Genomic DNA, 14,291 nt, shown 5'->3' with positions numbered 1-14,291 from the left:
TCTAACTTTGAGGGCATATTAACTGACTAAAACTTAAATTTATGAGAAAGATGAAACTAACGGCACTTTGTGCGGTGTTGGGAGGAAGCTTGCTTTGTTCTTCCTGCATCGGTTCATTTAGTGCTTGGAATCGATTGAAAGATTGGAATATGGGTATCGGGCATAAAGCGGTGAATGAAATTGTGTTTATCGCTTTCCATATCATTCCGGTGTATGAGGTGGCTTATCTGGCAGATGTGCTTGTGCTGAATTCCATTGAATTCTGGTCGGGCTCTAATCCGTTGGCAGATGTAGGTACGGATAAGGTTATTCAGGGGGAAAACGGTGAATACCTGGTGCGTACCAATGAAGACGGTTATACCATAACGAAGATGGGTGAAACAGACCGCCCGCTGGATTTGGTTTATAATGAAGAAAACCGTACATGGAATGCGGTGGCAGAAGGCCAGACATTCGAACTGATGACGATGAACGAAGACGGCAGCGTTACCTATAAAGAGCAAAACGGGGAAAAGGTAACGGTTATGCCTCGTTGAATATAAGGATAAAATAATAAAAAAGAAGCTGCCTCTCCACCCCGGAGAAGCAGCTTCGCATTTATAGTTATAGGTGTATAAAGTCTTTATTATTTTATGTCGCGTTCATTTATTGAGCCAGCTTGCCGTCTGAACCCAATACGTTAAGGATTTTATGCTTGTACATCTTTTCCATTTCGTCACGAGCCGGACCTAAATATTTACGCGGGTCGAATTCTGCCGGTTTCTCAACGAATACCTTACGTACAGCAGCTGTCATAGCCAAACGAGAGTCTGAGTCAATGTTGATTTTGCAAACAGCCGACTTGGCAGCCTTACGCAATTCTTCTTCGGGGATTCCGATGGCAGCTTCCAACTTTCCGCCGTATTGGTTGATCATATCTACGTATTCCTGAGGAACTGAAGACGATCCGTGCAATACGATAGGGAATCCCGGCAGTTTTTCCATTACTGCATCCAATACGTCGAATGCCAAAGGAGGAGGAACCAGACGGCCTGTCTTCGGATCTACGTGGCATTGTTCGGGTTTGAACTTATAAGCACCGTGAGAAGTACCGATAGAAATAGCCAATGAGTCGCAACCTGTGCGGGTAGCGAAATCGATAACTTCTTCAGGATTGGTATAAGTGTGGTGTTCTGCTGACACTTCATCTTCTACACCAGCCAATACGCCTAATTCACCTTCTACGGTTACATCGTATTGGTGAGCATATTCAACGACTTTCTTAGTCAAGGCTACGTTTTCTTCGTATGGCAAGTGAGAACCATCAATCATAACTGAAGAGAAGCCAAGGTCTACGCAAGATTTGCAGAGTTCGAATGAATCTCCATGGTCGAGGTGAAGTACGATTTCCGGATGTTCGCAACCCAATTCTTTGGCGTATGCTACAGCACCTTCTGCCATGTAGCGCAGCAAAGTCTGGTTCGCGTAGTTGCGTGCGCCTTTAGAAACCTGCAGGATAACCGGAGATTTAGTTTCTACTGCAGCTTTGATGATAGCCTGCAATTGCTCCATGTTATTAAAGTTGAACGCAGGGATAGCGTATCCGCCTTTAATTGCTCTGGCAAACATGTCTTTGGTGTTTACCAAGCCCAATTCTTTGTAATTAACCATTGTTGTAAAATTTATAATTGTTAGTGAATTAATTCCACTGCAAATGTAAAAATAAAAGCGTCAATTCTGCATCATCTTCCCTAAAAAATGCGCCGCGCATTAAAGTGTTTTATCAAAAAATGCCGCGGATGTTAAAAGAACGGGCAAGGATGCAATGTAAAGGTTGCAAATGCTGGAGACGTACCGGGACAGGCGGCTTTGGGGGGATAAATGAAAAAAACATTCAAAACTTTTTCTATTTCAAAGAAAAGCCGTATCTTTGCAAGCCGAAACAGACCATTACACGGAAACCCTTTGAAAAAGGGTGGAAAGTTACCAAAACTATTTGCAAATAATAATAACAATAAAGTATATACTGAAATGAAAAAAGGCATTCATCCAGAAAACTACCGTCCGGTAGTATTTAAAGACATGTCAAACGGTGACATGTTCTTGTCTCGTTCTACTTGTGCGACAAAAGACACAATCGAGTTTGAAGGCGAAACTTATCCGTTGGTAAAGTTGGAAATTTCTAACACTTCTCACCCGTTCTATACCGGCAAGTCTAAATTGGTAGACACTGCAGGTCGTGTTGATAAGTTCATGAACCGTTACAACCGCATTAAGAAATAAAATTTCGTATTTTGTTCCATAACAAGACCGGGCATCCTGCGTTTCAGCAACGATGCCCGGTCTTGTTTTATTTATCCATTGTCCTTTTCCCGGATTTCCACGCGGCGGATTTTCCCGCTGATAGTCTTAGGCAATTCTTCGACAAATTCTATCACACGCGGATATTTATAAGGAGCGGTTACCCGCTTCACATGATCCTGAAGTTCCTTTATCAAGTCGGGACCGGCTTTTGCCTTATAATCTTTTGCCAATACAATGGTAGCCTTCACCACCTGACCGCGGATTTCATCAGGCACTCCCGTTATGGCACACTCTACCACTGCAGGATGGGTCATCAGGGCACTTTCCACTTCGAACGGACCAATGCGATACCCTGAACTCTTGATGACATCATCGGCACGTCCTACAAACCAATAGTAACCATCTTCGTCACGCCAAGCCACATCACCGGTGTAATATACTCCATCGTGCCAAGCCTCACGGGTCAGTTCGGGCGCACGATAATATTCCTTGAACAACCCCAGCGGTTTGCCTTTGTCAGTACGTATCACAATTTGTCCTTGTTCGCCATCCTCGGCAGAGCGGCCGTCAGGCTTCAACAGGTCTATCTGATATTGAGGATTAGGCACGCCCATGCTTCCCGGCTTGGGTTCCATCCACGGGAAAGTGGCAAGTGTCAAGGTAGTTTCGGTCTGTCCAAAGCCTTCCATCAAGCGGATGCCTGTTATCTTCAAAAAGGTTTCGTAAACCGAATAGTTCAACGCCTCACCCGCCGTGGTACAATACTCCAATGAAGACAAGTCGTATTTGCTCAAGTCCTCACGGATAAGGAAGCGGTAAATGGTGGGAGGTGCACAAAGTGAAGTGATGTGATAATCGTGAATCTTCTTCAGAATATCAGAAGGTGTAAACTTCTCGTGGTCGTAGACGAAAATGTTAGCCCCTGCTATCATCTGCCCATACAGTTTTCCCCATACAGCCTTGCCCCAGCCTGTATCGGCAATGGTAAAATGCAGGCTGTCTTCGTGCAGGTTATGCCAGAAGCTCGCCGTAGTGATATGTCCCAAAGGATAGGTGAAATCGTGTGCCACCATCTTCGGTTCGCCGGTAGTGCCCGAGGTGAAGTACATCAACATGATGTCATCGTTGGTGTTTACATTCACGGGACGTGTGAAAGGTGCAGCATTTTCGATGCCTTTATGAAAATCCTCAAATCCTTCGGGATACTCAGGACCTACGCTGACCAGTTTTTCTACGCTGGGTGACTGAGGCATTGCATCTACGATATGTTTCAGAATCACTCCTTCACCCGCAGCTACAATCATCTTGATGGTAGCTGCCTGACACCGATAGACAATGTCTTTCTTCGTCAGCAGGTGGGTAGCGGGGATCGCCACAGCTCCTATCTTGTGCAAAGCGATAATCGAAAACCAGAACTCATAGCGGCGTTTCAATATCAACATCACTTTGTCGCCCTTGCCTATTCCCAGACTCTGGAAATAAGAAGCGGTCATATCGGTATATTTCTTCAAATCAGCGTAAGTGAACTGGATACATTCGCCTTTGTCATTGGTCCACAACAGTGCATTCTTTTCCGGACGTTCTGCTGCCCAAGCATCCACGATGTCGTACCCGAAATTGAAATTCTCAGGCACATTTACTCTAAAATTCTTGATGAAATCCTCTTGCGAGGAGAAAGTTGTCTGACTTACAAATCTTTCTAACATACGTGTTTTGTTTTTTTCACCAGAGGTACACGGAGGAATATTTAGAACCTCTGTGATACCCTGTGTCCCCTATGGTGAATTTCCATTATATAAACCAATTTTATTGCATCACTACCGCAAGGAACTTCACGGTTTTTCCATCAAGCGCCAACATGCCGTGCGGCTTGCTCGAATCGAAATACAGGCTGTCGCCCGGATTCAGTATCAGTTCTTTCCCATTGATGTTCAATAACAGGCGGCCTTCTATTACTAAGTTGAACTCTTGTCCTTCGTGTGTGTTAAAGTATACGGCAGTACCTTCGGGTTTAGGCTCTACCGTTACGATAAACGGGTCGGCTATCCTGTCCTTAAATCCCGAAGCGAGTGATTCATACTTATAAGCCTTGGTACGTTCTACCGAAACTCCTGTCCCTTTACGGGTAAGGAAATACGATTTCATCTTCGGCTCCTCACCAAACATCAATTCATCTAACGTAATGCCATATTTGTGGGCGATGCGTTGCAAAAGACTGACCGAGAGGTCGCTTTCTCCTGATTCAAGGGCACGGTATTCTTCTGCTGTCAGTTTACAGTCCGATGCCACTTCTTCCACGCTTAGCTCCAATGCGTCGCGCAATCCCCGCAAACGCTCGGCAATTTGTTTTATCTGTTCGTCCATATTCTTATTTCTGTTAGTTCACGCCAAAATTACGAAAGATTTTAATAAGGAACGGCAGAAAATTGGAAAAATTATAAAAATAGTACGCTTTCAAGTCAAAAAGGTCTCTTACTCATTTCATTAGACAAAATAAGATACAATAACGGACAAAGTGAAAGCGACAGACAACTCTTAGCCCTTTGCCTGATACAAAGAATTAATAACTTTGCCAAAAAATAATGTCTTATAACAATGTAAGCTTATGAATTTACGACTTCTTTTTTTATTGGCAACATGCTTTATGTTATCAACTGTACACGACATACAAGCACAAGTAGAACGAAACGCTATTTATAAAATAGGTATAGGGCACTTTAATTACACTCCGAAAGGAGAAAATGACAATGCCGGCAAAGTATTGAAAAATATCACTTCATCAATTATAAAAGGAAAAAATACTACCCAACTGTCCGATTATGCCGATGATGTAAGGGCAAGTATCGCCAAAGGATTCGGGAATGTAGTCCGATTGCAGGTGATAGACGGGAAAACATTTCAAAACGAAAAACTTCGGGACAAGAATCTTCTTTACACAGACGGCACCATTGTCAGCATCAGTGCAACATCCAACGGCCCTTCGCTCAAGGAACGGAAAAGACTGAAAAATTCAGCGTTTACACCTTATACGAATGTGGAAGCCACCATAAGTGTAACCGTTAATGTAAAGAATGCATATACCGGTGTAATGGAAGACAGCCGTACTTTCAATGCCAGTGGTTCTGATACGACCAGCGAGGACAAGGCGGTGACGGAAGCTCTCAGTAACCTTTCCGGAGTCATTGCCGGTTATTTCAATGCCAGATATCCCGTCAATGCCGCTATCATAGAGCGGGGTGAAATAAAAAAAGAAAAACAAAAAACGGTATACATCGATTTAGGCACTTCGCTGAGTGCTTACAAAGGCCAGCAGTTTGATGTCTATTCGGTAAAGGAGATTGCCGGGAAAGAGGCACGGATTGAAATCGGCCGTTTGAAAGTAGAAGAGGTACTGGGAGAGGAATTAAGCCTATGCAAAGTTACAAAAGGAGAGAAAGAAATAAAAACGGCATTAGACAACGGAAGCACATTAGTGGTTACCGTCAGAAGATGAGATTAATAATCCTAAAATAAAAAGTATGAAAACAAAGCGAAAAATTCAAAGAATAAAACAAATGATGCTTCTCATTTGTTGTTTGTTGCCCATCTTTTCATCTTGTTCTTCGGATGAAAGCAGTACTGTAGATTATACAGTGGTATACCAGGGGCATTCACCTATGACCATAGACCCAACCATTGTTGAAGCCATCTTGGAATACCAGGACCAGCAAGGGTTGATAAACCGCCATATATCCGTCACCACCGATCATACCGAACTTACAGACGCTGATTTCGACGATATGGCAAAGCAAGTAGGCAGTCAAACCCTTAACGAGATGGCAGGACACGATTATAATCAGGTAATACGGGATGCCGGACTCAGTGTTTCTGAGCCTGTTACTCTGGCTATCAGTTATCAGGTAGGACTGGTAGGAAATCTGGGAGGCAGCGTTATTTCTTACGGAAATATTCTGCTGGAAATCGACCTTCGGTAATTTATGCACACCGACCGGAATCCGGACGACTCTCTGTTTGTATGATTTCATTCAAACGGAGAATCGTTCTCTTTTCCGAATGCCTTCATATATTGTGCCGGAGTCATGCCACACACCTTATAGAAAGCACGGTAAAAAGTGCTATGACTGTTGAAACTTGCTTCTTTGGCTATCGCATCAAATGACAGGTTCGGTTTTTCTTTCATCAACTTTATCGCATATTCCACACGCAACCGATTCAGATAAGAACTTACGTTATCTGCATTGGCATACTTCCGGAGAATACGCGGCAAGTCGTTCTTGTTGGTATTGCTCAAGCTTATCAGTTCGTCGCGGCCAAAATCGGGCTGGAGGAAAAGGTTCTCATGGACCAGTGTATATTCCATGCGGAGGAAACGTTCGTATTCCAGTGAATTGCTGTCTTTCCCGACGGCATTCTGTGGGGTGTCTTCCGGCTTATCTGTCTGTCCTTGTTCTTCTTTTTCTGCATCGAGTAAGGTTATCGTATGTTGGCAGCATGTGTTGCGCGCTTCTTCACGTTGTGCTAATAATTCATTAATTTGTTTTGCTGCAATTCTGTTCCGGCGAAGCGTTACACGCCAGTTTCGTAAGATTATGCCGGTTAGGGCACATAGCATAAGTATGACAACGAAGGAGCCGATTAATAAGAATCCGCGCTTTTGGGATTGCAATTGGCTTTGGACTAATTGCAAGTCTTTCTCGTGTAAGTTAAATGCCATGGCATACTGGTGTGCCCGGCTGGCTTGTTCGCGGCTGTAAATGCTGTCAGACACGATGCTCAGCAGCTGTTGGTAGGCATCGGCTTCTTTATATAAACGCAGCCCCCTGTATGCTTGGGCAAAGCGGTCCAGAATTATCAGGTAGGTATAGTTTATCGTGTCGTTTCCGTATGTTTCCTGATAGTTCTTTCTGTCGTTTTGGTTCAGCTTTAAAGCATCGGCGTATCGTTGTGCTTCTAATAAGTAGGGGATGATCTGCCCTGCATTGGAAGAGGATTGCGAAAAATCGGTCTGCAGATATTTCCGGTAATACGCTTCAGCTTTTTGGGCATCTCCTTTCAACATCAGCAGATAAGCCATTTTCGAATAATGGAATCCGTATTGTTGGTCGATATAGCCGGGAGGAGGACCGGGCATCCCTGCCATGCGCTTAATCAATGCTTCGCGTTCCTTACCGGTTTCTACCGCTTCCTCCAACCGTTTTTCGTTCATGAGCAATGCCATCATCTCACCGTACGATGTGGAAAGGTTTGCCAGAATGAGTACATTCGTGGATTTTTTCATCGCCTCTATCCCTTGGCGGTAAAGTTTCAACGCTTCGCCCGGACGGTTCATGTTCCGGTAAATATTTCCGATGTTGCGGAGTGTTTCTCCTTCTCTTCCTTCATCGTGCAACAGGCGTGCCAGGCCTATCGCTTCTTCCCCGCAACGGATTGCGTCTTCATTCTTGCCTTGTTCTACCAACGATCTCATTAATGCCACCAACATGCGGATTTTCCGGGAAGGAACCAATTGTACCGAGTCGGAAGCCAGAGCGCGGCGAGCGTATTTTTCTTCTAAAATGCACTCGCCCGTTACTTCGTAACACATTGTCCGCAAGATGTCTGTCTCGAAAGGACGGATGCCCGGCAAGTGGTGTTGTTCTGCCGAATCGAGCAAATGCAATGCCCGCGCAGGGTCCTGCAAATGAATTTGCTGGATGTATTCAGGAGTAATAACTTGATTGCCTGATTTCGAAGCATGGATGTTGTTAAAGCCCAAACCTGCCAATAGAATAAGGAAAAATCTTAAAATCTTCATTTCTTTTACCTATGTTTCTAAGACAAAGATAGGCTGAAAAACAATACGAACCAAATGAAAACAGGTACGGATTAGGTTTTTTCAGCCTTGTCCGTACCTGACTTTAAATTTATTTAAATGCACTCAATTAATCTTCCACCCATTTGATGTCGCCTTCAGCGCTGATATATACATCCCAGTCGCCTCTTACTTCCACTTCATAAAACGTGCCTTCGGGAGTTTCCACGCATTCGCAGTCATCGCGTCCGTAAGCGTTTTCGCCAAACTCTGCTTTTAGTGCCGATTGTACCTCCTCGGGCAATTCGTCCGGACGTACATCATACGTTGTGCGCAGCCATTCTTCATTGAAGTTGAAGAGCACTTCTTTTTCGCGCCCGTCATGGAAGATTTCCACTTCGATGCGTCCGTCATCATAATCACGCTCCCGGATAACTGCGCCCGGATAATTTGTCTGGATGAACGCCTCAATGCCTGTGGTCACTTCCGTGTCTCCGCCCGAAGGAATGTCTGTACCCGTATCGGGACGGCCGATTTCTTCTCCTTGCTCATTCAGGTATACCTTCTTTTCGCGGTCTCCACGCTCCAGTTCCACACAGTAGTATGTATCGGTTGCGGTCTCGTAGCGGTCTGCATCGTCTATGCGGTAATCGGGATAATTCGCGTTGACAAAAGCCTGAACCGTTTCGGGCACGTTTCTTCTGCCGTATTCCGTCTTGGTCTGTATCCACGAACCGGATGTGTCGAACCAGATTTCATGCTTCATGCCGTTTTGCACGATTTCAACCTCCGTTCCGTTGCGTTCCGTCTCGATGTCTACAATCCGTGCGCCGGGAAAATGTTGCTCAATCCAGTCATTCACGCTTGCCGTCGGGGTTTGGGGCAGATAGCCGGTATAGTCGTTGTCCTTTCCGTCGTTGTCCACATATTCGTTTACCAATATGCCGCTTTCGGTATAATAAAGGTCAACTTCCGTCCCGCCGTTTTTCATCTCGATGACATAAAGCTTTTCTGCATCGGAACGGTCCAATACGTCCACTTCCCTGTCCGGAGTCCATTCGGCGTATGCGCTTTCGGAGATAGCCGTCAGGATAGCTTGAGGCAGGTTCGAATAAAGGATTTCGGTTTCTGTCATTCCCCAACGCGCATTGTCCAATGTGTACCATGCGGTTGTCTCTCCGTTCTCTCCTCTGAACTCGGCTATGGCATATCCGTCTTTTATTGTCCATTCAGCGCGTGTCTGTCCGTATTGGCTTTGGAAAGCGTCTAATACAGATTGAGGCACTTTGCCGTTAGAGCCGTCCGGTCCGTTGTCATCATCACTGCACGACACAAAGAAAAGCATCCCGCTAATCAAGAGTGTCCAAAAGGTTAAATACTTCTTCATAGTTATTCTTGCTTTTACATTTGTTTGATGCAAAGATGGAGAACGATTCTGAAAAGATTCTGAAATGGAGAAGGAAACCTTGTGATTCTTTCTATTGAAATCAATTGTCGATTAATAAAACTTATTGAATATCCGCAAAATGCCCATAGTATAAAAGGGAGTTAGAAGGAGTTATGCCTCCGGCAGGAGTTAAATGCCAATAGTCCTGCTATGGCTCCCATGAGCAAAAGTATTGGCTTCTAACTCCTTTTAACTCCCTGAAATAACTCCTTTTAACTCCTTATTGGGCAAAATGCGGATATTCATTTAAAACTTTGTGTCTCTGCGTTCGTTTTTCACTTAATCCAAGTACAAGTAATCGTAATGCACCAAAGGGCGCTGCCCGTGCTCGCCCTGCATCTTGCGGGCTTCTTCCGAACTTGCCCCGATGCGTCCCACGCCTATTTGGTTCCCGCCGGCATCCATAATCCGCACAATGTCGTCTTTTTCGAAATCCCCTTCGATGCGTGTCACGCCTACGGGAAGGATGCTGATGGCTTTTTTGCCTTTTAACGCCTCTACCGCTTGAGCATTGAGGTGTAATTCCCCCTTGGCGAACCCTTCGCTATGGGCAATCCATTTCTTTACGCTCGATACGGCTTCGGAGGCGGGTACGAAGCGGGTGCAAACCGTGTCGGCAGGGTGCTCCAGCAAGTCTGTCAGGATATTGTCGCGCTTCCCGTTGGCGATAATCACCGTAATGCCCTCGTCTGCCACTTTGCGTGCAATCGTGGTTTTGGTGAGCATCCCTCCTCTTCCGAAGCCCGACTTCTCGGCTTGGATATAGTCGGAAAGGTCTTTCCCTTGCTCCACCTCGCGTATCACCGAAGTGCCCGGCTCGGAAGGCGAGCCGTTGTAGATGCCGTCTATGTTGCTCAGGATAATCAAGGCTTGTGCGTCGAGCATCGACGCCACCAGCCCCGAAAGCTCATCGTTATCGGTAAACATCAGTTCGGTGACCGATATGGTATCGTTTTCGTTGACAATCGGAATCACGCCGTTCTCCAGCATCACCTGCATGCAATGCCGTTGGTTCAGGTAATGCCGGCGTGTGCCGAAGCTTTCTTTGGTGGTCAGCACTTGCCCTACGGCGATGCCGTGTTCGCGGAACAGTTCGTAATAACGGTTTATCAACTTCGCCTGCCCTACGGCGGAATACAGTTGCCGCTGGTCTACGCTGTCCAGCTTACGCGATACTTTTATCTCACTCCGTCCCGAGGCGACCGCTCCCGACGAGACCAGTACCACCTCGACTCCTGCCTTGTGCAGTTCTGCCACTTGGTCGACCAGTGCCGACATGCGGGTTACGTCCAGTGTCCCGTCCTTCCGCGTCAGCACGTTGCTCCCTATTTTTACCGTTATCCGGTTATATGGATAGTTCATTTTATAAATGTATTGTTGTAATTCACTCTTGCGACAAATGTACGGAAATTCTTTGAAATAACCTCACGAAAGAGGAGGATTCGGAAAGGCATGCGGGACGCTTTCCCGAATGCAGCCGCATTTTCATCGTGTTTTAACAAGGAGAAACAAGTGTTTTAGTATGGAAAAACAATAGTTTCAGCCTGTTGAAACTGGTTGAAACTGCCGTAGGCTTCCGTCATGCGAACGTATGGATTGACTTTTTTACCTATATTCTTTGCTTTTATCGACCAAATGTCCGGAAAAAATCGTAAGTTTGCAAACAAAAAAGCATGAATCGAGCTCCGCATACGAAAAAACGCATCCATGTTCTCCAAATCTTTTGGCTGCTCTCTTTATTGTTTCTAAGTTATTACGAACTGACTCCTTTATCAGAAGCCGACACGTTTCTATTCCCTTTGCTTTTCCTGATGAGCTTGTTTTACATTGCGCGCCGCCGGCGTATACTTCCCCTTGCGTGGCACGATGCGCTTGTGCGCTGGCTTCATCCGCTTACGGTGCGCTTCCGTGCTTTCCATATCTGGCAGATACGGGGCAATGTGGCTCCGGCATTGAACGGCAAGCCTTGCACGTGCAAGAATTGCGGCGATACGTTTACGGGCAACTTCTGTCCCCGGTGCGGGCAGAGCCGCAACACCCCGCGCTATGTGCTGAAGGGCATCGTGGGCAATGTGCTCCGCACCGTTTTCCGGGTTGACGGGAAGTTTGCCCATACGCTCCTGGAATTGCTTTACCGCCCCGGGCACATGATGCGCGACTTTATCCGGGGAAGGCGGGTTAATTACACGCTACCCCTTCCGATGGTGTTTCTGATGACCGCTTTTTATATGCTGACCGCCCAGCTGATTGTGCCCGAAATACGGGAGAGGAAAGGGGAGAAGGTGGAGGAGGCAAGCGAAGCGCCGCTCACCAAGGCGGAGGGATTGCGCCGTGCCATTCGCGGGCTGGAAGAGATAAAGACTGATTCCGATAATCCGATCGGGCAGAAGAACCTCGAAATCTCTATCCGGGAAATAGAAAAAGAACTTGCCAAGGTAGAGCGTCAGGACTCCATTGCAGGCACTCCTCAGCCAGACGATAACCTCGTCAACACCAGTATCTCCTTTTTTAAGAAAGTGGAAACGGCTATCGAGGGCGTTCCTTTCCTTTCGAACGTATGGAGTCTGATGAAGCGGTGGGGGCACGGGAATAAGGCGTTCCATATCCTCCTTACGTTGCCCTTGCTTGCGATTGCCACCCGCTGGGCATTTTACCGGCGGAAGAAGCCTGCCGAATACAACCTCATGGAACACATCTTCATTCAGGCATATATTGCCGCGCAGATTTTGTTGATTAGTACGTTGGTAGTGCCTTTCAACGGCACGGCGCATGTAGACGACTTGTATGAAGTGCCCGAATGGATTATCTTCCTGCTGTTCTGGTGGGACTACCGCCAGCTTTACCTCTGCACGTGGTGGAGGAGTTTCTGGAAAACCCTGTTGATGTTCGGTTATTGTTTGCTGATGGTTATTTGCCTTGCCACTGCAGGCGTATTGTTGCTTTGCCTGGTGGAGGGGACAACAAACCTTAACTTGTAAATCTCGGCGGAATTGCCTACTTTTGCATCCGGAAATACAAATTAGGTTATGGTCAAAGCTATCTTTTTCGATATAGACGGAACGTTGGTTTCCTTCAAGACGCACACGATTCCCGAATCGGCCCGCAAAGCCCTTGCCTTGCTCCGCGAGAAGGGCATCAAGGTGTTCATTGCTACCGGACGTCCCAAAGTTTTGATGATGAAAGCGGTAGGCGGTTTGGACTTCGATGGCTATATTACCCTGAACGGGGCGTATTGTTTTACCGCCGGTCATCAGGACATTTATAAAGGAGCCATTCCGGAAGAGGATATCGAACGCCTTATCCGGTTCAACAAGCAACATCCGGAGCTGCCTTTCGTCTTCGTCCACGATGATACGTGGTTTATCACGGGCGTAAACGATGCAGTGCGTGAAGTGGCAGACTTGATAAAAATAGATATACCGCCTGTGCACCCTGCCGAATATGCGCGGGGCAAGGAAATCTTGCAGGTTATGGGATACTTTCAGGCTGGCGAAGACGGGGAAGTGTTTTCGGACGTGCTAAAACATTGCGAGCCGATGCGCTGGTATCCGCTTTTTGCCGATATCATTGCACGGGGGAACAGCAAAAGCCACGGCATCGACAAGGTAATCGAGTATTATGGCATCGACCTGAAAGATACCATGGCGTTCGGCGATGGTGGAAATGACATTCCCATGCTCCGCCATGCAGGCATCGGGGTCGCTATGGGGAATGCCGCACCCGAGGTGCAAAATGCCGCCGATTATGTAACCTCTTCGGTAGACGAGGACGGCATCTTGAACGCGCTGAAACACTTCGGGGTTTTATAAGAGCCTGTTTAAGAAGCTGTTTTGAATTTTTCCAAAAAGTTTTTCTTGGCTTGATGTATCCATTTTCGTGTGTGCTTTGGGCGATTTTTTGGTCCTTTCCGCTCCTGTTCTTCGTCAGATAGCCCGCTATCCTCCTCATAAAATCAGAAAAACATCCTCGAAAACAATTCGCAAAATTAACCTGAGCAAAATTTAAACAGACTCTAAATCCTTACATAAGGCTTCAATCGTAGCCCGCACCCGCCGGGAGGTGGTCACGTTGCGGGTATATTCATCCGCATCCTTGTTTCCCATTGTAACTTCGGGGTTGGTGAAAAGCATGCGGCTCTTTACCTGTTCGCGCGCGGAGAAATGGAACTCATGGATGCCGGTTTCTTGTGCTAATTGGCGGATATTCTTTTCATTCACGCCGCATCCGGCAAGGAGGATGATGCGTCCGCGGGCGTATGACTGCAGGTCTTTGAGGAGCGGAGCACCTTGGGGAGCCGTGGGTTGCTGCCCCGAGGTCAGGATGCGTGCCACGCCCAATGATGCCAGCTCATCGAGGGCACGGTAGGGATTCCGGCAATGGTCGAAGGCACGGTGGAAGGTGACAGGGGTATTCCCGCTGGCTTCCATTAGTTTTTTCATCAAGGAGAGGTCGATATCGCCTTCCGGCGTGAGGCATCCGAAAACCAGTCCGTCGGCTCCGGCTTGGCGTGCCACGCAGATGTCTTCCAGCATGGTTTCTATTTCGGTTGGGGTATATAGAAAGTCTCCTCCGCGGGGGCGGATAATGACATGGAGGCGGATGTCAAGCAAGCGTCGTGCCGTCTTGATTTCGCCATACGACGGGGTAGTTCCTCCTTCGGGAATGCTTGCGCATAATTCTACGCGTTGTGCCCCTCCTTCTTGTGCGGCGAGGCAACTCTCTACGGAGTTGGCGCATACTTCGAATGTATAAGTCCTGTTATTCATTGTT

General features: G+C 46.8%; 13 protein-coding genes. 6 read left to right on the top strand and 7 right to left on the bottom strand.

The genetic code is table 11. From position 1 onward, the window contains the following. Positions 1 to 41 precede the first annotated feature (41 nt). Positions 42 to 536 (top strand): DUF3332 domain-containing protein, encoded by a 495-nt coding sequence (locus BACSA_RS09425; RefSeq protein ID WP_052305980.1) that lies wholly within the window; start codon positions 42 to 44, stop codon positions 534 to 536. A 109-nt stretch (positions 537 to 645) separates the two neighbouring features. Here the strand turns inward: BACSA_RS09425 and BACSA_RS09420 are convergent, their stop codons facing one another. Further along, positions 646 to 1,650, bottom strand: a complete 1,005-nt coding sequence (locus tag BACSA_RS09420) for a class II fructose-bisphosphate aldolase (protein WP_013617876.1) — start codon at positions 1,648 to 1,650, stop codon at positions 646 to 648. Between the two features lie 360 nt (positions 1,651 to 2,010). Here BACSA_RS09420 and BACSA_RS09410 point away from each other — a divergent pair, with 360 nt between their 5' ends. Next, positions 2,011 to 2,262 carry a type B 50S ribosomal protein L31 gene (locus BACSA_RS09410; RefSeq protein WP_013617874.1) on the top strand — a complete coding sequence of 84 codons (252 nt, stop codon included), beginning with the start codon at positions 2,011 to 2,013 and terminating at the stop codon, positions 2,260 to 2,262. Between the two features lie 71 nt (positions 2,263 to 2,333). On the opposite strand, the gene BACSA_RS09405 is transcribed toward BACSA_RS09410, so the two are convergent. Continuing rightward, positions 2,334 to 3,989 (bottom strand): AMP-binding protein, encoded by a 1,656-nt coding sequence (locus BACSA_RS09405; RefSeq protein WP_013617873.1) that lies wholly within the window; start codon positions 3,987 to 3,989, stop codon positions 2,334 to 2,336. Between the two features lie 100 nt (positions 3,990 to 4,089). Continuing rightward, positions 4,090 to 4,647, bottom strand: a complete 558-nt coding sequence (locus BACSA_RS09400; RefSeq protein ID WP_013617872.1) for a helix-turn-helix domain-containing protein — start codon at positions 4,645 to 4,647, stop codon at positions 4,090 to 4,092. A 280-nt stretch (positions 4,648 to 4,927) separates the two neighbouring features. Between BACSA_RS09400 and BACSA_RS09395 the strand changes: the two genes are divergently transcribed. Further along, positions 4,928 to 5,776 carry a hypothetical protein gene (locus BACSA_RS09395; RefSeq protein ID WP_052305979.1) on the top strand — a complete coding sequence of 283 codons (849 nt, stop codon included), beginning with the start codon at positions 4,928 to 4,930 and terminating at the stop codon, positions 5,774 to 5,776. Positions 5,777 to 5,939: 163 nt separating this feature from the next. Further along, on the top strand, positions 5,940 to 6,257 hold the full coding sequence (locus tag BACSA_RS09390; RefSeq protein ID WP_144005209.1) for a hypothetical protein: 318 nt from the start codon (positions 5,940 to 5,942) through the stop codon (positions 6,255 to 6,257). A gap of 47 nt (positions 6,258 to 6,304) precedes the next feature. Here the strand turns inward: BACSA_RS09390 and BACSA_RS09385 are convergent, their stop codons facing one another. From BACSA_RS09385 to proB, 3 genes are all read right to left on the bottom strand, one after another. Next, entirely contained in the window at positions 6,305 to 8,077 is a 1,773-nt protein-coding gene (locus BACSA_RS09385) for a helix-turn-helix domain-containing protein (RefSeq protein WP_013617869.1), read from the bottom strand. Between the two features lie 127 nt (positions 8,078 to 8,204). Continuing rightward, on the bottom strand, positions 8,205 to 9,461 hold the full coding sequence (locus BACSA_RS09380) for a PepSY-like domain-containing protein (protein ID WP_013617868.1): 1,257 nt from the start codon (positions 9,459 to 9,461) through the stop codon (positions 8,205 to 8,207). A 339-nt stretch (positions 9,462 to 9,800) separates the two neighbouring features. Further along, positions 9,801 to 10,883: a glutamate 5-kinase gene (proB, locus tag BACSA_RS09375; RefSeq protein ID WP_013617867.1), complete on the bottom strand. Its 1,083-nt coding sequence runs from the start codon at positions 10,881 to 10,883 to the stop codon at positions 9,801 to 9,803. A 311-nt stretch (positions 10,884 to 11,194) separates the two neighbouring features. Between proB and BACSA_RS09370 the strand changes: the two genes are divergently transcribed. Together BACSA_RS09370 and BACSA_RS09365 are read left to right on the top strand one after the other, a co-directional pair. After that, positions 11,195 to 12,499 (top strand): DUF3667 domain-containing protein, encoded by a 1,305-nt coding sequence (locus tag BACSA_RS09370; RefSeq protein WP_013617866.1) that lies wholly within the window; start codon positions 11,195 to 11,197, stop codon positions 12,497 to 12,499. Positions 12,500 to 12,547: 48 nt separating this feature from the next. Beyond that, entirely contained in the window at positions 12,548 to 13,330 is a 783-nt protein-coding gene (locus BACSA_RS09365; RefSeq protein WP_013617865.1) for a Cof-type HAD-IIB family hydrolase, read from the top strand. 192 nt (positions 13,331 to 13,522) lie between these two features. Here the strand turns inward: BACSA_RS09365 and BACSA_RS09360 are convergent, their stop codons facing one another. Beyond that, positions 13,523 to 14,287 carry a copper homeostasis protein CutC gene (locus tag BACSA_RS09360; RefSeq protein ID WP_013617864.1) on the bottom strand — a complete coding sequence of 255 codons (765 nt, stop codon included), beginning with the start codon at positions 14,285 to 14,287 and terminating at the stop codon, positions 13,523 to 13,525. Positions 14,288 to 14,291 lie beyond the last annotated feature (4 nt).

It is taken from the genome of Phocaeicola salanitronis DSM 18170, assembly GCF_000190575.1.
Taxonomy (GTDB): Bacteria; Bacteroidota; Bacteroidia; order Bacteroidales; family Bacteroidaceae; genus Phocaeicola; species Phocaeicola salanitronis.
This window is presented reverse-complemented; position numbering and strand designations above follow the sequence as displayed.